This is a genomic window from Rhizobium sp. ERR 942, assembly GCF_007828395.1.
Taxonomy (GTDB): Bacteria; Pseudomonadota; Alphaproteobacteria; order Rhizobiales; family Rhizobiaceae; genus Rhizobium; species Rhizobium dioscoreae.
In genome coordinates this window covers 868,987-885,451 of the sequence record NZ_VIUA01000002.1, presented here as the reverse complement: position 1 = coordinate 885,451, position 16,465 = coordinate 868,987, and the positions used below count along the sequence as shown (strand labels likewise).

The 16,465-nt window shown below is 60.6% G+C and carries 16 protein-coding genes; 5 read left to right on the top strand and 11 right to left on the bottom strand.

The annotated features are described in order from the left end of the window. Positions 1–22: 22 nt before the first annotated feature. Positions 23–619, top strand: coding sequence for a TetR/AcrR family transcriptional regulator (locus tag FBZ97_RS10910; protein WP_145319332.1), 597 nt, complete (start codon positions 23–25; stop codon positions 617–619). Between the two features lie 9 nt (positions 620–628). On the opposite strand, the gene FBZ97_RS10905 is transcribed toward FBZ97_RS10910, so the two are convergent. From FBZ97_RS10905 to FBZ97_RS10855, 11 genes are all read right to left on the bottom strand, one after another. After that, positions 629–1,243, bottom strand: a complete 615-nt coding sequence (locus tag FBZ97_RS10905; protein ID WP_113389467.1) for a transferase hexapeptide repeat family protein — start codon at positions 1,241–1,243, stop codon at positions 629–631. Continuing rightward, a complete protein-coding gene (locus tag FBZ97_RS10900) occupies positions 1,244–1,762 on the bottom strand; it encodes an acyl-CoA thioesterase (protein ID WP_113329422.1) in 519 nt (172 codons plus the stop codon). Between the two features lie 4 nt (positions 1,763–1,766). Further along, a complete protein-coding gene (paaZ, locus tag FBZ97_RS10895; RefSeq protein WP_145319329.1) occupies positions 1,767–3,824 on the bottom strand; it encodes a phenylacetic acid degradation bifunctional protein PaaZ in 2,058 nt (685 codons plus the stop codon). 69 nt (positions 3,825–3,893) lie between these two features. Beyond that, positions 3,894–4,649 carry a Phenylacetic acid catabolic protein gene (locus FBZ97_RS10890; RefSeq protein WP_145319326.1) on the bottom strand — a complete coding sequence of 252 codons (756 nt, stop codon included), beginning with the start codon at positions 4,647–4,649 and terminating at the stop codon, positions 3,894–3,896. 24 nt (positions 4,650–4,673) lie between these two features. After that, complete coding sequence (gene paaE / locus FBZ97_RS10885; RefSeq protein WP_145319323.1) at positions 4,674–5,750, bottom strand: 1,2-phenylacetyl-CoA epoxidase subunit PaaE; 1,077 nt, start codon at positions 5,748–5,750, stop codon at positions 4,674–4,676. A 25-nt stretch (positions 5,751–5,775) separates the two neighbouring features. Continuing rightward, positions 5,776–6,300, bottom strand: coding sequence for a 1,2-phenylacetyl-CoA epoxidase subunit PaaD (gene paaD / locus FBZ97_RS10880; RefSeq protein WP_162748759.1), 525 nt, complete (start codon positions 6,298–6,300; stop codon positions 5,776–5,778). A gap of 9 nt (positions 6,301–6,309) precedes the next feature. Then, a complete protein-coding gene (paaC, locus tag FBZ97_RS10875) occupies positions 6,310–7,092 on the bottom strand; it encodes a 1,2-phenylacetyl-CoA epoxidase subunit PaaC (protein ID WP_145319320.1) in 783 nt (260 codons plus the stop codon). Beyond that, positions 7,092–7,376: a 1,2-phenylacetyl-CoA epoxidase subunit PaaB gene (gene paaB / locus FBZ97_RS10870; protein ID WP_069061017.1), complete on the bottom strand. Its 285-nt coding sequence runs from the start codon at positions 7,374–7,376 to the stop codon at positions 7,092–7,094. Before paaB ends, paaC begins: the two co-directional genes overlap by 1 nt. Before the next feature lie 29 nt (positions 7,377–7,405). Next, positions 7,406–8,410 (bottom strand): 1,2-phenylacetyl-CoA epoxidase subunit PaaA, encoded by a 1,005-nt coding sequence (gene paaA / locus FBZ97_RS10865; RefSeq protein ID WP_145319317.1) that lies wholly within the window; start codon positions 8,408–8,410, stop codon positions 7,406–7,408. 299 nt (positions 8,411–8,709) lie between these two features. Further along, entirely contained in the window at positions 8,710–9,600 is an 891-nt protein-coding gene (paaX, locus tag FBZ97_RS10860; RefSeq protein ID WP_113329429.1) for a phenylacetic acid degradation operon negative regulatory protein PaaX, read from the bottom strand. Between the two features lie 83 nt (positions 9,601–9,683). Continuing rightward, positions 9,684–10,163 carry an Lrp/AsnC family transcriptional regulator gene (locus tag FBZ97_RS10855; protein ID WP_069610127.1) on the bottom strand — a complete coding sequence of 160 codons (480 nt, stop codon included), beginning with the start codon at positions 10,161–10,163 and terminating at the stop codon, positions 9,684–9,686. Between the two features lie 118 nt (positions 10,164–10,281). Here FBZ97_RS10855 and FBZ97_RS10850 point away from each other — a divergent pair, with 118 nt between their 5' ends. From FBZ97_RS10850 to FBZ97_RS10835, 4 genes are all read left to right on the top strand, one after another. Continuing rightward, a complete protein-coding gene (locus FBZ97_RS10850) occupies positions 10,282–12,360 on the top strand; it encodes a transketolase C-terminal domain-containing protein (RefSeq protein WP_145319314.1) in 2,079 nt (692 codons plus the stop codon). A gap of 2 nt (positions 12,361–12,362) precedes the next feature. After that, positions 12,363–13,580 (top strand): 2-oxo acid dehydrogenase subunit E2, encoded by a 1,218-nt coding sequence (locus FBZ97_RS10845; protein WP_145319311.1) that lies wholly within the window; start codon positions 12,363–12,365, stop codon positions 13,578–13,580. A 17-nt stretch (positions 13,581–13,597) separates the two neighbouring features. Beyond that, the gene (locus FBZ97_RS10840; RefSeq protein ID WP_145319308.1) at positions 13,598–14,788 is read left to right on the top strand and encodes an aromatic amino acid transaminase; all 1,191 of its coding nucleotides are present in this window, start codon (positions 13,598–13,600) and stop codon (positions 14,786–14,788) included. Positions 14,789–15,125: 337 nt separating this feature from the next. After that, positions 15,126–16,451 (top strand): MFS transporter, encoded by a 1,326-nt coding sequence (locus FBZ97_RS10835; protein ID WP_145319305.1) that lies wholly within the window; start codon positions 15,126–15,128, stop codon positions 16,449–16,451. The last annotated feature ends 14 nt before the right edge of the window (positions 16,452–16,465 follow it).

The window sequence follows — 16,465 nt, the reverse complement described above, 5'->3', positions numbered from 1 at the left end:
GCAATGAGCAGAGCAGGATCACATGGCACGCACGCGCGCAGTTGATTTCGAGGAAAAGCAGCGCGGCATCCTGGCAAGCGCTGCGGCGGTCTTTGCCGAGGTCGGCATGGAGAAGGCCTCCATGTCGATGATCGCCTCGCACAGCAACGTCTCGAAGGCCCTGCTCTATCATTACTATCCCGGCAGAGATGCGCTGATCTTCGATATCGTGCAGACGCATCTGACAGAGCTGGAAAGCGCGATCGAAGCAGCCGATCGCACCGATGTAACGCCGCAGGAACGGCTGCGCCTGCTCGTGAAAGCCGTATTGAAAAATTACGAAGGCGCGGACAACGAACATCAGGTTCAGCTTAACGGCACGCATGCGCTCTCGCCGGAACAGCTGTCGGAGATCAGGACGATCGAGCGACGCATCGTCAAGCGCTTCTCCAATGTGATCCAGGACCTCAACCCTGATCTCAACAAGAACAAGCCATTGCTGATGCCGGTCACCATGTCGCTCTTCGGCATGATGAACTGGGTCTATATGTGGTTCCGTCCCAACGGCCCGATCACCCGCGACGAATATGCCGATATCGCCACCACCCTCATCCTTGAAGGGGTCAAGGCCGTCCGTTGATATCGCGCCTCAATCGCCGAGCTTCATCCGTTCGAGAATGAGAGGATCATATTCCGGCGCGCGGATGCGACGGCGATCAGGCTCGGGCGCGGTGAGCGGCTCGACGGCCGCCAGCTTCTCCTTTGCCTCCAGTGCGAGGCGCTGATAGATGGCGGTACCCTGGCGCTTCCACGCAATCTCATCTGCCGTAAGCTCACGCACCACTCGGGCCGGCGATCCCAGAGCTAGGCTGTTAGCCGGAATTTCGGCACCGGCCTTGACGAAGGCCATGGCAGCGACGATCGCGTTCTCGCCGATAACGGCTTCATCCATGATGACGGCATTCATGCCGACCATGGCATTGGCGCCGATGCGGCAGCCATGCAGCACAGCGCCATGACCAATATGCCCCGCCTCCCCGATCACAACTTCCAGATTCGGGAAGCTATGGACGACGCAGGTCTCCTGCACGTTCGAGCCGCGCTCGAGCACGATGCGCCCGAAATCGCCGCGCAGCACGGCGCCCGGCCCAACATAACAGGCCGGGCCGATGATAACGTCGCCGATGACGGTTGCGGCCGGATGCACGAAGGCTAAGGGATCGATGACCGGGATCAAGCCATCATAGGAATAGATTTGCGCCATTCAGTCTGCTCCCAAACCTTCCACGTCGCGACCGGTTTCGGCTACGGCTTCCAGCCGCTGCGCGAATTCGCGACGCAAGGTGCGGCGAAGCTGGGCTGCCTTGTGACGGCGGATATCTGTCGGCGTGACCGGAACAAGCTCAGGCACGCGGACCGGTCGACCGGCCTCGTCAACGGCAACCATGGTGAAATAACAGGAGTTGGTGTGGCGGCGCTGGCCGGAACGGATATTCTCCGCTTCCACCCTTATGCCGACTTCCATGGAGGTACGGCCGGTATCATTGATAGAGGCCCGGAAGGTGACGAGTTCGCCAACATTGATCGGCTCCTTGAACAGCACCTGATCGACCGACAGCGTTACGGCATATTGCTTGGAATAGCGCGACGCACAGGAGAAGGCAACGCGATCGAGCAGGTTCAGAAGGGCGCCGCCATGCACCTTGCCGCTGAAATTCGCCATATCGGGCGTCATCAGCACGGTCATTTCCAGGCGATGCGGGTCTTGCTCAATCGTCGTCATGCATTCACTCTCTCGTTTTCGCCACCATCGTCAGAACGTCATATTGCGCGACGACGGCATCCAGCTGGTTGGTCACCTTGCAATCCCAGCGCACCTCGCCGTGCTCGGCATTGATGCGGGGATTGATCTCCTTGCAGGTCAACTGCACCTGGAGCGTATCACCCGGATTGACCGGTGTCAGGAAGCGGAGATTGTCGACCCCATAATTTGCGAGAACCGGGCCTGGAGCCGGATCGACGAAAAGGCCTGCCGCGAACGAGACGATGAGATAACCATGCGCCACCCGGCCCTCGAAGAACGGATTGGCCTTGGCCGCCTCCTCGTCCATATGGGCATAGAATGTGTCGCCGGTGAAACTCGCAAAATGCTCGATATCGTCGAGCGTGACGGTGCGCGTGGCGGTGACGAGCTGATCGCCGACCTTTAGCTCGGCAAGCGATTTGCGGAACGGATGCTCGCTGCCGGTGCGCACATCCGCCCCATCCATCCAACGTCCCGTCACGGCCGAGAGCAGACGCGGCGTGCCCTGCACGGCAGTGCGCTGCATGTAATGCTTCACGCCACGGATACCGCCGAGCTCCTCGCCACCGCCGGCACGCCCGGGACCGCCGTGAACGAGGCCCGGCAGCGGTGAACCATGACCGGTGGAGCTCTTGGCGCTCAAGCGGTTGCCGATCATCACGCGGCCGTGGAACGGTGCCAGACCGAGAACCGCTTCCTCGGCAAAATGCGGATCGTTGGTGAAGACGGAGGCAACGAGGCTGCCCTTGCCGCGCCGTGCCAGATCGACCGCCTCTTCCGCCGTATCATAGGGCATGACGGTGCTAACGGGGCCAAAGGCCTCGACATCGTGAACGGCACGCGCCGAGCCCGGCCTGTCACAATAAAGCAGAACCGGATTGAGGAAGGCGCCGGCGCTGGCATCGCCGGACGTGACGCGCGGATTGTCGGGATCGCCGCCGACGATCTCGGCCTCGGTGGCGAGATCCCGAATGCGAGCGCGGACTTCCTCACGCTGGTCGAGGCTTGCAAGCGGCCCCATACGAACAGTCTCATCGGCCGGATTGCCGATTGCCATCTTGCCGAGGCGGTCGTTCAACGCGGTAATCAGCGCTTCGCTATAGGAACGGGGCACAATGACGCGGCGGATGGCCGTGCACTTCTGCCCGGCCTTGACCGTCATCTCACGGGTGACTTCCTTGACGAAGAGATCGAACTCCTCCGTGCCAGGAGCAGCATCGAGGCCGAGAACGGCCGCATTGAGGCTATCGGCCTCCATGGTGAAACGCACGGAGTTCTCGATAATCGCCCTGTGCATCTTCAGGCGCTGGCCGGTTGCAGCAGAGCCGGTAAAAGTCACCACATCCTGGCCTTCGACATGATCGAGGAGATCGCCAACCGAGCCACAAACAAGCTGCAGCGCACCTTCCGGCAGCAGGCCTGTTTCAATGATACGGCGAACCATCAGCTCGGAGAGATAGGCTGTCTGGCTCGCCGGTTTCACGATGGCGGGAACGCCGGCAAGCAAAGTCGGCGCGATTTTTTCCAGCATGCCCCAGCAGGGGAAGTTGAAGGCATTGATGTGAACGGCAACACCCTGCAGCGGGCTTAGGATATGCTGGGCGGAAAAGCTTTGATCCTTGGAGAGCTGCTCCGCATCGCCATCGAGCAGCACGCGTGCATTCGGCAGCTCGCGCCGACCTTTGGAGGCATAGGACAGCAGAGTTCCGATGCCGCCTTCGATATCGACCCAGCTGTCCGCACGCGTGGCACCCGTCGCCGTAGAGAGCGCGTAGAACTCTTCTTTCCTCTCGAGCAGCGCCTGCCCAAGCGCCTTCAGCATTGCGGCGCGCTCATGGAAAGACATGCGCCGCAGTGCCGGTCCGCCCTTGTCGCGGCCATGGGCTAATGTCTGCTTGAAATCGATACCGGAGGAATCGATGAACGCGACGGGTGCGCCGGTCGACGCATCAAGCAGCGGCACGCCTTCCTTGGCGCCTGCAACCCAGTTGCCCCCGACATAGCTTTCAAGCCGGCGCGGCTGTTTTGCCATGATGTTCATCCGTTTTTCCTTCCTTCATCTTTTCCGGCAATCCTGAAAGGCAAATCGCCGTTTGCTTTCCGGGCGTGGCTAAGCCAATCCGAGCGCAGAGAGCTGCGCATCGACATCGGCTCGCCATTCGGCCAGCAGGGTCTCGTTGGGCTGATGACGCAGGCCGAAGCGCGACAATGTCTCGAAGCGGGTCGAGCCGGCATGACCAAAGCTCGCGGCAACACGAGGGTACCAGTAGGCCATCGAAGGTCGCGCCTTTGCCCGCCCCTCATCATCGGCGACGATGCGGGCAAGACCGGCGGCGCCGAGTTCAGCGTGCCGCTTTTCGCGCGGCAGAATGGCACGGAAAGTTTCTGCCAGCGGCTGGTAGGAGACGCGCGCCAGCTCCTTCAACTGCACGACACTGGCAGCACCCATGAGCACATTCATGACGACAGCATCCACCCAGCCTTCGAGCGGGTAGTGGAATACGGCAAGCCGCATATCGCCGCCGTGCCTCACAGCACCTATATCGGCGTCGCGGGCGAGCCGCACCGCCCATGGATGGTGGATGGCATAGCGCTCGCCATCAACGCCGAAAGTCTCCATGATCTTCAGGACCTGACCGGCATGATCGGTCTTTTCCAGCACGATGCGTGCTGCGGAAATGCGCTCCTGAATGCCTGGGGCATCGTTGATGATATCGGCAAAGCCGGCGGAACCGGCCAGTTCGCTATCGACAAAGCTCGCCATTAGACGCAAGAGCTCGCCGCGATAGCGAGGAGGCACATTGTCCGGCCAGGAGAGCATCCCACCCTCTTGCAGATATTGCTCGATCGGCATCGTCTCGGACATCTCATTCCTCCCTTCGATGCGATCCTATTGGTCGTAGCTGACGGCGATGCGGTCGGTGAGCGGGTAGCACTGGCAGGTCAGCACATAGCCCTGGCGCACCTCGTAATCTTCGAGCGCATGGTTGACCTCCATCTCCACCTCGCCTTCGAGAATCTTGGCGCGGCAGGTGGAGCAAACGCCGGCTTTACATGCGTAAGGCACGTCCATCGCATTTTCGAGCGCGGCATCGAGCAGGCATTGGCCATGCTTGGGAAATTTGAACGTTCGCGTCGCGCCGTCGAGCGTGACCGTCGCCTCGCACGCCGCGTCCTGGTCCGCGCCGGCGGCCTGTTCCACTTTGCGCCGCGCGCGGCCGGGCTGCGCGGAGGCGAAAAGTTCGAATTTAATCTGGTCGTCGCGCATGCCGTGCTCGCGCAGCGCCGCGGCAATTGCCAGCATCATCGGCTCGGGACCGCAGATAAAGGCTGTCGCAACCGACTTAATATCGATCCAGCTCTTGAAGAGCGCCTTGCATTTTTCCGCATCGATCCTCCCCGTAAAAAGATCGATTTCCTGCGCTTCGCTTTCAAGAATGTGCAGCACCGATAGGCGGCCGAGATAGAGGTTCTTCAGATCATCGAGCTCTTCGCGGAACATGATCGAGCTGATCTGCCTGTTGGCATAGACCAGCGTGAAGACCGAGCGTGGCTCGCGCGCCAGCACGGTCTTGATGATCGAGAGAACCGGTGTGATGCCGCTGCCGCCGGCAAAGCCGAGATAGTGTTTTGCCGCGTCCGGCTCGATCGCCGTGAAGAAGGCTCCCATCGGCGGCATGGCTTCCAGCGTGTCGCCCGCTTTCAGTTTTTCGTTGATCCAGGTCGAGAAACAGCCGCCGTCCACGCGCTTGATGCCGACTTTCAATACGCCTTCATCCTTGCCGGCGCAGATCGAATAGGAGCGGCGCAGCTCCTCATCATCGAACTTGCGGCGGAAGGTCAGATACTGGCCCTGCGTGAAATCGAAGATGGCCCGGTCCTCCTCGGATGGCGCAAGCGTGACGACGACCGCATCGCGCGTCTCGCGGCGCACATCGGTGACGGTCAGCGGATGGAAACGTGCCATGGATGCGGGCCTCGTCGTTTAGGGGTCAAATGCACTTGAAGTAATCAAAAGGTTCCAGACACTCGGTGCAGCGATAGCTTGCCTTGCAGGGCGTCGAGCCGAACTGGCTGATCTTTTCCGTGTCCGTCGATCCGCAGTGCGGGCAAGCGACAACGAGGTTGGATCGGCCTGCAAGCCGGTCAATGCGTTTCATCAGCACGCCATCGGCAGCGGTGCCATCGATCGGCGGGGCGATTCCGTAGGCGCGCAACTTCTCGCGGCCTTCCGCGCTGATCCAATCCGTCGTCCAGGCAGGCGACAGCCGGCGCTCAAGGCGCACATGGTCGAGGCCTTTTTCGGCAAGCGCCCGCTCGATATCGAGATTGATGACCGTCGTGGCGGGACAGCCCGAATAGGTTGGCGTCACCGTCACCACAAGCGTATCCTCGTGCCAGCCGACATCGCGGATGATGCCGAGATCGGTCAGCGAGATCACCGGGATTTCCGGGTCCGGCACTTCCGACAGCCAGTGCCAGACCTCGTCGACCGAGGGATGCAGCGCGGTCACCATGTCAGCCTCCTACCAAGTCGCGCCCGGATAGGCGCGCTGCAGGAACTGCATCTCGGCCAGGAGATAGCCGAGATGCTCGGTGTGAACGCCGCGCCGGCCGCCCTTGTGCATGTAGCCATCTGCCGGGCGTTTCAGCGTCGCTTCGGTAAGTGTATCGGAGACGATCTCGTCCCAGCCCGCCTTGAGGCTTTGCGGTTCCGGGATCACGCCGGCCTCCGCCAGTGCCGTATCGGAAGCATCGCCGACGAACATTTCACCGGTGAAGGGCCAGAGTTCGTCCAAGGCCTCCTGCATCCGGCGATGGCTTTCGGCCGTGCCGTCGCCAAGCCGGATGATCAGGTCACGGCTGCGATCGAGATGATAGGAGACTTCCTTGAAGGCCTTCTCGGCGATCTCAGCGATGCGCCGGTCGGCCGAGCCTTTCAACGCTTTCAGCAGCAGATAGTGCCAGGCGTCGAAGAGAAATTGCCGCATCAGCGTCTTGCCGAAATCGCCGTTAGGGCGCTCGACGAGCAATATATTGCGGAACTCGTAGCCATCGCGCAGATAGGCGAGATCGTCGGCCGAACGGCCCTTGCCTTCCACCTCGCCCGCCAGTGCGAGCCAGAGCTGCGTCTGGCCAATGAGATCGAGCGCCGTGTTGGCGAGCGCGATATCCTCTTCCAGCGCCGGTCCTCGGCCGCACCATTCGGAAACGCGGTGGCCTAAGATCAGCGTGTTGTCGCCGATGCGCAGGAGGAATTCGACGAGAGCGGCCTGATCGACGGCCGGCTCAAGGGTAGCGGTCGCCATCACATGTGCCCCACTTCATCCGGAATGTCGAAGAAGGTCGGGTGACGATAGACCTTCGAGTTGGAGGGATCGAAGAGTGGCCCTTTTTCAGAAGGGGCGCTTGCAGTGATCTCGGAAGACCGCACCACCCAGATGCTGACCCCTTCGTTGCGGCGGGTATAGACATCGCGCGCATTGTTGATCGCCATCTCGGCATCGGGTGCATGCAGGCTGCCGACATGACGATGGTTGAGGCCGTGCTGACCTCGGATGAAGACCTCCCAAAGCGGCCATTCGCTGGACATGTTTCTCACTCCCTGATTTTCGAGCCGCCTTATTCGGCGGCAATCTTTGCGGCAGCGCGGCGCTCGGCCACCTTTTCGGCATGCGCCGTCAGACCGTCGCGGAACCAGGCGCCATCCTCCCAAGCCTGCTTGCGGGCATTCAGCCGCTCCGCATTGCAGGGGCCGTTGCCGGCGATTACGTTGAAGAATTCCTCCCAGTCCGGTTCGCCGAAATCGTAGCCACCCTTCTCCTCGTTCCACTTCAGATCGGGATCGGGGACGGTCAGGCCGAGGTACTCCGCCTGCGGCACGGTCTGGTCGACGAATTTTTGCCGCAGCTCATCATTGGAATTCTGCTTGATCTTCCAGGCCATCGATTGGGCCGAATGCACGGAGGCATCGTCCGAAGGGCCGAACATCATCAGCGACGGCCACCACCAGCGGTTCAAAGCATCCTGCACCATGGCCTTCTGGGCCTGCGTGCCCTTCACCATTTTCATCAGGATATCGAAGCCCTGACGCTGGTGAAAGCTTTCCTCCTTGCAAATGCGGATCATGGCTCGGGAATAGGGGCCGTAGGAACAGCGTTGCAGCGGAACCTGGTTCATGATGGCAGCGCCATCGACCAGCCAGCCGATCGCGCCGATATCGGCCCAGGTCAGCGTCGGATAGTTGAAGATCGAGGAATATTTCGCCTTGCCAGAATGCAGCTGCTCGTACATCTCGTCGCGGCTGATACCGAGCGTCTCGGCGGCACAATAGAGGTAGAGGCCGTGGCCAGCTTCGTCCTGCACCTTGGCAAGCAGAATTGCCTTGCGTTCCAGCGTCGGAGCGCGGGTAATCCAGTTACCCTCAGGCAGCTGACCGACGATTTCGGAATGAGCATGCTGGCTGATCTGGCGGATCAGCGTCTTGCGGTAGCCTTCCGGCATCCATTCCTTCGGCTCGATCTTCTGGCCGGCATCGACGCGCTCCTGAAAGGCGCGCTCCTGGGGATCCATCTCGTCGAGGGAGCGGATGCGGGCGTCGTCGGTTTTCACCATCTGTGCATACATTGATCTTTCCTCCGTCTTCGCGCGTCCGACGCGCTCGAGAATGATCGCAGGCCCGGGGTTGTCTCGAAGCGCATCAGCAAGGCCGCCGCGTTACGGCACCGCCAGTATAAGCCTGTTTCTCGTTCTCCTCCACGAAACAGCGATCCCGCGGCAAATGCATTAACCGACCGATCGGTCACTGTATTAACATGAGATATGTCACAGTACAAATGAATTTTCCAAATTTTTTGTGACATTTTAGACTATCAAAGAGTGCAGCGAGGCAACTGCTTCGCTATGTTACTGAGAGGATTGACCCTTCAGAGGGACTTGAGACGTTCGTGCCGATTTTGGCTCGCCGGCGTGGTCTCTTGAAGCTTGCCTGCCTCATTGATGAAATGGCGGCCAACATAAGCATCGGCTTTTTTCGACAAAAGCAGATAGAGATCGGCGAACAGCCGCCGTGCCTCCTCGCCCGGCCAATTATCCGGCAGCGCAGACTTGGGAAGATGCGGCTCACGCAGCATGATCAGGCGATATTGATGCACGAGCAACAGCCGCGCAATCAGGCAATCGAACGGCGATAGCGCGGCACAATTTCCGACGCGTTTGAAAAATGAACCGAACCGGGCAATGAATTCGCGATAGGCCTCTGCGAAACGCGGCAGGTTCCAGGCCTCTTCGGCAAATTCCCGCAATGCGCCGTTCTCGGTCGCCAGCTGCGCGTCGAAGACGACGACGTTGCTCGGCAGGGGCGGTGCGGGATGCGTTCCCACTGCCAGGCGCGGGTTCAACCTCGCAAACCCCTCCCGCTCAAGGCCCTGCATAATCTCTTCCGGCGCAGGTCCGTTGATGAGGACGAACTGCCATCGAACCGCGGGCTGCGGCCCATAGAACAGGCTGGCAGCCTCGACGAATTCAGCTTGAGCGGCGTCGGTCAGCCGATAGAAGCTGCGGCGCCCTTCGCGCTCGCCCACAAGCTGACTCGCCGCAACCAATCGCGACACTGCGGTCCGCACCAGTGTCTCGGTAATCCCGACGCTCTTGCACGTCTCGATGAGGTTGCCGATCCAGACGACGCCCCCGCGCGGTTCGATGACATCACCGTAGATCGTCACGATGAAGCTCGCCGCTTTTATCGGCAAGTTGATAAGGAGCGCCGCAACCGCTTCGCTCAAATCATGGCCGAGTTTGACGTTATCAGCCGACACTCCAACCCTGCTCCGCATCTGAATTATTAGGGTTTATTAGCGTGAGACGCTCGCACTATTCAAGGCGAGTACGGACAGAGGCTTTATCGTGACACATTCGTCGGCAACGCCGTGGTGTATTTGACGCATTTCAGCGAGAAGTGCGACGACGAGCTCAGCACGGCTTCATGGGTCAGGATACCCCGCATCAAAAGCCCCTCATATTCCCTGACATCGGCAACAACCGCGCGGATCAGGTAATCCCACTCTCCCGACATGGAGTAGCATTCCAGCACCTCGCGATAGCTGGCGATGAACTGTTCGAAGTCGCGCCGCGTCGGTGGATCATGGGTCTTCATTTTGACCTGGCAGAAGACATTCAGCCCCTTGCCGATTTTGTCGGGATCGACAAGGCGAACCGTCCGGCCGAGCACGCCCGCGCTTTCCAATGCCTTGATCCTTCGCCAGCAGGACGCGGGCGATGCGCCGACCTTTTCTGACAGCGCCGCCTGACTGATATCGCCTTCCTCCTGCAGGACGCGCAGAATCGCTCTGTCGACGTGATCAAGATCGAAATCTTCCATTCAGAAATCCGCCACTCGTGAAACATATCTTTCAAAAACTACGGCAAAAACTGTCAAATTGAAAGGAACAGAGCTGACGCTTGAATTAAAATAGTTGAGCCATCTGTAGGAGGATCACATGGCCCAGCTTGCCTTCAAAAGCCACGAGCGCAACTCGCCCGATGATCACATCGACTGGCGCAAGGTTGCCTATCTCGTTCATCTCTCCCGGGCTCTCGACGAGATGGAGGAGAAGCGCCTCGTTCCGGAAAAGAAGGTTCTCTACCAGTTTTCCGCACGCGGCCATGACATGGCGCAAATCCTTCTTGGAATGCAGTTGACCGGCCTGCACGACGCGACCTGCGGCTATTATCGCTCGCGGCCACTTCTGCTTTCTCTTGGCGTCGATCCGGCCGATGCGCTGGGTTCAGCCATGGGCCGCGCCGGCGGCTATTCCGACGGCCGCGACATCGGTGTCGTCTTCAACTATCCAAACCGTTCCGGCGCCTCGGCCCTGCCCATGTGCGGCGGCGTCGGTGCGCAATACACGCCGACGGCCGGCTGGGCGCAGGCGATGAAATACTATGCCACCACGCTCGGGCGCACGGAATACGCACGCGACATCGGCGTCGTGCTTGGCGGCGACGGCTCGGTTGCCTCGAACGGCTTTTGGTCGGCGCTGACCGCTGCAACCACGCAAGCACTGCCGATGCTGTTCTATATCGAGGATAATGGATTTGGCATCTCGGTGCCTTCGACGGTGCAGACGCCGGGAGGGAATATCGCCGCCAATCTCGCGAGCTGGAAAAACCTCGCAATCTTCGATGGCGACGGCTGCAACCCCGCCGAAGCTGCGCATCTGGTGCAGGATGCCGTCTCCTTTGTTCGTGACGAATGCAAGCCAGCGCTTCTCAGGCTCACGGTTCCGCGCCTTGAGGGCCACAGTTTTCAGGACACGCAGGCCTACAAGAGCGAGGAAACCGTGAGGCGCGAATGGGAGCGCGATCCCCTGCCGCGCCTGAAAGATTTCCTCGTTCCCGCCGTGATGACAGCACAGGAATGGGATGCCTGTGAAAGCGAAGCGCGCGAGGCAGCTGAAAACGCCCGTGCACAAGCCGAAAAGAGGCCGATTGCCGACCCCTCCTCCGTGACCCGCCATGTGTTCTTCGACGGCGACATGCAGACGATGGGCGGCCAGCATCCCATGGGTTATTCCGCACCGGCGACGACAAGCGAACCGGAGACATCCGGGCCGCGCATCAACATGGTCACGGCCATTCGCAGAACACTCGAACACGAGATGTCGATCAACGAGCGCGTCGTAATCTTCGGCGAAGATGTCGGCCCCAAGGGCGGCGTACATGCCGTCACCCTCGGCATGCAGGAAAAATTCGGCAACGAGCGCGTCTTCGATACGTCGCTATCCGAAGAGGGCATCATCGGCCGTGCGGTTGGCATGGCGCTCGCCGGGCTCGTCCCCGTTCCCGAAATCCAGTTCCGGAAATATGCCGAACCGGCGACCGAACAGCTGAACGATTGCGGCACCATTCGCTGGCGCACCAACAATCGTTTTGGCGCCCCCGTCGTGGTGCGCATGCCCGGCGGCTTCTTCAAATGCGGCGACCCCTGGCACAGCCAGACCAACGAAGTGGCCTTCGTACACCAACCAGGCTGGAAGGTCGCCGTTCCCTCGAACGCCGAAGATGCGGTCGGCCTGCTGCGTACCTCGATCCGCGGCAACGACCCGGTCATCTTCTTCGAGCATCGGGCGATGCTCGATCACGCTTGGGCGCGGCGCCCCTATCCCGGCGACGATTTCGCGCTGCCCTTCGGCAAGGCGAAGCTGACGCGGACCGGCAGCGACATCACCATCGTCACCTGGGGCGCCATGGTGCAGCGCTGCGAGGAAGCAGCCGAGGGTATCTCCGCCGATATCCTCGATCTCCGTACATTGATGCCCTGGGATCGGGAAGCCGTGCTTGCATCGGTCGCCAAGACCCATCGCTGCCTCATCGTCCACGAAGATCTCGAAGCCGCAGGCTTCGGCGCGGAAATTGCCGCCGTCATCGCGGACAAGGCCTTCACGGATCTCGATGCGCGCGTCTCACGCTTGACCATGCCGGATATCCCCAGCCCGCATAACCCCGTGCTTCTCGACTGGGCCGTCCCGTCCAGCGAGCGGATCGCCAAACGCATTGCCGAAATCCTGGAGTTTTAGGGATGACTGGTATCATCGAGATCACGGCTCCGATCGAGCAAGAAGGCACGAAAGCAGTTGTCCGAAACTGGCTGAAGCGGATCGGCGACCATGTCAAGGAAGGCGATGCGCTTGTCGAACTGGAAACCGACAAGGTCACCCAGGAGATACCGGCGCCATGCGACGGCATCCTGAGCGAAATCGCGATGGCGGATGGCGATGATGCCGCGCCCGGCGCGATCCTCGGACGGATGAGCATCGAAAATGCAAACGGTGGTGCAGCGCAATTGGCCCAGGTTCCGTTGCAGATACAGCCGGCTTCACCTGCCACGGCCTCCGCCGCCGCTTATTATTCACCCGCGGTTCGCAAGGCCGCCGAGGAATACGGGATCGACCCGGCCAGTCTGAAGGGCAGCGGCAGGGACGGACGGGTCACACGAGCCGATATGGATCATGCGCTGGAAACCGCCAGGCCGCATCCATCTGCGTTGGTGTCGCGGCAGGCTGAGGCTGGACAGACCTCGCCGGCAGCCGCGGCGGACGGCAAATCTCGCATCGTTCCCCATTCCGCCATGCGGCTTTCGATCGCCAGGCATATGGCCCAATCCCTGGCGACGGCACCGCAGGTCACCGCAATCTTCGAGGCGGATTTCACCGCGATCATGCGTCATCGCGAAAACAACAAGGATCGCCTGAAGGCCGAGGGCGTAAACCTCTCCTACACCGCCTATTTCGTGGCAGCATCCGTTGCGGCCATGAAACTCGTACCCGAAGTCAACAGCCAGTGGCATGATGACGGCCTGGAGATCTTCACCGATGTCAATATCGGCGTCGGCATCGCATTGAGCGACAAGGGCCTAGTCGCGCCGATCATCCGGCAGGCGCAGAATCTCCAGCTGGAGGCGATTGCCGCAAGGCTCCAGGATTTGACGAACCGGGCACGCTCCAACGCCCTGAAGGGCGAGGAGTTGAAAGGCGGAACCTTCACCATTTCCAATCATGGCGTTTCCGGCTCGCTGGTCGCATCCCCGATCATCATCAACCAGCCACAATCCGCCATCCTCGGCATCGGCAAGCTGGAAAAGCGCGTCGTGGTACGGGAGGTCGACGGGGTCGATACGATACAGATCCGCCCGATGGCTTACGTGTCCCTGACGATTGACCATCGCTCCCTGGATGGGCATCAAACGAATGCGTGGCTGACGGAATTCGTGCGGGTTCTGCAGGATTGGCCGCAATGAGCACGAGGGAGGAGCAAATGAACAAGACAGCGTTTTTCGATAGCCTTACGGAACAGAAGCCCGACCCGCTGCTTGAACTGATTGCCAAGTTCGCGGCGGATCCGCGATCCGGAAAGATCGACCTCGGGGTTGGCGTCTATCGCGATGAAACGGGCCGCACACCGGTCATGAGAGCCGTCAAGGCGGCCGAGCACCATCTTTGGGAAACCCAAGAGTCCAAATCCTATATCGGCCCTGAGGGCGATCATGCTTTTCTGCGCGCGCTGGCCGGCGAAATCTTCGGTGAACGCCACGGCGGCAAGCCAGTCGCGGGAATTCAGACCCCTGGCGGCACCGGCGCTCTGCGTCTGGCTGCGGAACTGCTTGCCCTCGACAAGCGGCGCAAGATCTGGATGGGCACACCGACATGGGTCAACCATCAGGCGATCTTTGCCGCGGTCGGCCTTCAGGTCGAAACCTATCGCTTCTTTGACATCGGCAAGCAGGCTATTCTCATTGACGAGATGCTGACGACCCTGCGCAACGCAGCATCCGGCGATGCCGTGCTGCTGCAAACGAGCTGCCACAATCCGACAGGCGCAGAATTATCATTGCAGAACTGGCGCGACATCGCCGAGATCGTCGCCGACAAAGGATTGCTGCCGCTCTTCGACAATGCCTATCAAGGCCTCGGTCACGGCCGGGTCGAAGATGCAGCAGGCATGATCGATGTCATCGAAGCGGTCGGCGAGGCGATGGTTGCCGTCTCCTGCTCCAAATCCTTCTCACTCTATCGGGAGCGCACCGGCGCGGTCTATCTCTTCGGCGATCAGCAGGCGCCGTTGAACAAGGGCATCGGCAATCTGGCGAGCTATGCCCGCGCCAGCTATTCCATGCCGCCAGCGCATGGGGCTGCTATTGTTGCCGCGATCCTGCAGGACCCGTCGCGGCGCCAGGCCTGGGTCGATGAACTCAGCGAAATGCGCAACCGCATAGCCGAAATCCGCCGTGCCGCCGCCGAAGCCTTTGCACAATTCCGTCCCGATCTCGCCAATATCGCTTCGCAGGAAGGCATGTTCTCCCTTCTGCCGATCCCTCCGGAAAATGTCCGGCAACTTCGGGCCGAACACGGCATCTACATGCCGGATTCCGGCAGGATCAACGTGGCAGGGATGCGTGTTACGGATGTCGCATCCGTCGCGAAGCGCATCGGTCCCTATCTTGCCTGAACATACGCCAAAATAGCCCGGCGTTTCGCGTAGGGACATGATCGGGACGCGCCAATCGGCTCGCCGGCCCGTAGCTTTTGCCGCGCATCCAACTCGACACAAGCATCCGGATTCCACTGCTGCCCGAATGCTATGCTCTGCCCTTAAGCGGACCGAGCGCGTGTGGGCTCGCGCCTATTGACCTTTTCATACATAAATATAATCTGCGTATATGCAAGATGGCGGTCAGGCTTGGCTGTCACGTCAATAGCCAGATCGAGATCCGGTTTAAGCATGAAGGCATGCCTTGTCCGCGAGCGTCTCGCTACGAGGCATTCTGCCTTTGGGAGGAGTAACTATGACAAACGACAATCCGGCGCTGCAAAGCGCCGTGCACAAGGCGACGATTCGTCTCCTGCCCTTTCTGGGCTTGATGCTGATCCTGAATTTTCTCGACCGATCCAATGTCGGCTTCGCCAAGGTGGCTTACCAGGCCGATACCGGTATTTCGGATGCAGCCTATGCCTTCGGCGCCGGCATTCTCTATCTCGGCTACGCCACCTTCGAAGTGCCGAGCAACTTGATCATGCAGCGCGTCGGCGCTCGCCTTTGGCTCAGCCGCATCATGATTACCTGGGGTATCGTCTCCGCCTGCATGGTCTTTGCCCACACGCCAACGAGCTACTACATCGTGCGCTTTCTGCTCGGCGTTTGCGAAGCCGGTTTCTATCCGGGCGTCCTCCTCTATCTGACCTACTGGTTCCCCGCCAAGCAGCGAGCGCGCGCCACTGGCCTGTTCTATCTCGGCATCCCCCTGTCGTTGGTGATCGGCGCACCACTTTCCGGCTGGCTGCTCACCCATCACGACGTCCTTGGCCTCACCAACTGGCAATGGATGTTTGCGGTCGAAGGCCTGGCGGCAACCGTCGTCGGCATCGCAGCCCTCTTCTTCCTGACGAGCCGCCCAAACGAAGCGAAATGGCTGACGGCGGAGGAGAAAAACGCGCTGAATGCCGTTATCGAGGCAGAAGAGCGCAGTAAGCTTTCCGAAGTGAAGCACTCGGTCTTCAGCGTGCTGAAAGACTGGCGCGTCCTCGCCTTCATCGGCATCTACCTGTTCATCCAGATCGGTGTCGGCCCGATCACCTTTTACCTGCCAGCGCGGCTGGCGCAGGCGCTCGGCGGCGGCGTCAATACCTGGGTCGGTGTGCTGCTCGGCCTACCCTGGCTTTGCGCGCTTTTCGCAACCCGCTTCTTCACCGTCTATGCCGACAAGCATGACAACCATCGCATCGTCTGCATCGCTATGCTGACGGCAGGCACCATCGCGCTAGGAACGATCGGCCTAACGATGAATCCGTGGGTGATGGTGATTGCGGCCTGCATCGCGGTTCCGGGCCTTGCCTCTTCGCAGCCGGTCTTCTGGAGCCTGCCGACCCGCTATCTCGGGGGCGTCGGTGCTGCTAGCGGCATAGCCTTCATTGTCTCGCTCGGCAATCTCGGCAGTTTCGCCTCACCGCAGATCAAGGCCTATGTTGACGCAGCCACAGGCAATGGCGATATCGGCTTCTACATCCTTGCCGGCTGCTGCTTCCTGTCTGTCATGCTGCTGATCGCGCTCGGCCCGCACCGCCGCTGGATCGTCGACGCCGAGCCGACCGCCGGTGGCAGCCGTTCGCATTGAAGGAAGAGAGCTTT

What these genes read in the sequence shown, in the direction of transcription:
- FBZ97_RS10900 (WP_113329422.1), bottom strand. Translation starts at nt 1,762, where the DNA reads ATGACGACGATTGAGCAAGACCCGCATCGCCTGGAAATGACCGTGCTG.
- FBZ97_RS10890 (WP_145319326.1), bottom strand. Translation starts at nt 4,649, where the DNA reads ATGTCCGAGACGATGCCGATCGAGCAATATCTGCAAGAGGGTGGGATG.
- FBZ97_RS10840 (WP_145319308.1), top strand. Translation starts at nt 13,598, where the DNA reads ATGAACAAGACAGCGTTTTTCGATAGCCTTACGGAACAGAAGCCCGAC.
- paaD (WP_162748759.1), bottom strand. Translation starts at nt 6,300, where the DNA reads ATGGTGACCGCGCTGCATCCCTCGGTCGACGAGGTCTGGCACTGGCTG.
- FBZ97_RS10855 (WP_069610127.1), bottom strand. Translation starts at nt 10,163, where the DNA reads ATGGAAGATTTCGATCTTGATCACGTCGACAGAGCGATTCTGCGCGTC.
- FBZ97_RS10850 (WP_145319314.1), top strand. Translation starts at nt 10,282, where the DNA reads ATGGCCCAGCTTGCCTTCAAAAGCCACGAGCGCAACTCGCCCGATGAT.
- paaC (WP_145319320.1), bottom strand. Translation starts at nt 7,092, where the DNA reads ATGGCGACCGCTACCCTTGAGCCGGCCGTCGATCAGGCCGCTCTCGTC.
- FBZ97_RS10835 (WP_145319305.1), top strand. Translation starts at nt 15,126, where the DNA reads ATGACAAACGACAATCCGGCGCTGCAAAGCGCCGTGCACAAGGCGACG.
- paaZ (WP_145319329.1), bottom strand. Translation starts at nt 3,824, where the DNA reads ATGAACATCATGGCAAAACAGCCGCGCCGGCTTGAAAGCTATGTCGGG.
- paaA (WP_145319317.1), bottom strand. Translation starts at nt 8,410, where the DNA reads ATGTATGCACAGATGGTGAAAACCGACGACGCCCGCATCCGCTCCCTC.
- paaB (WP_069061017.1), bottom strand. Translation starts at nt 7,376, where the DNA reads ATGTCCAGCGAATGGCCGCTTTGGGAGGTCTTCATCCGAGGTCAGCAC.
- FBZ97_RS10845 (WP_145319311.1), top strand. Translation starts at nt 12,363, where the DNA reads ATGACTGGTATCATCGAGATCACGGCTCCGATCGAGCAAGAAGGCACG.
- paaE (WP_145319323.1), bottom strand. Translation starts at nt 5,750, where the DNA reads ATGGCACGTTTCCATCCGCTGACCGTCACCGATGTGCGCCGCGAGACG.
- FBZ97_RS10905 (WP_113389467.1), bottom strand. Translation starts at nt 1,243, where the DNA reads ATGGCGCAAATCTATTCCTATGATGGCTTGATCCCGGTCATCGATCCC.
- FBZ97_RS10910 (WP_145319332.1), top strand. Translation starts at nt 23, where the DNA reads ATGGCACGCACGCGCGCAGTTGATTTCGAGGAAAAGCAGCGCGGCATC.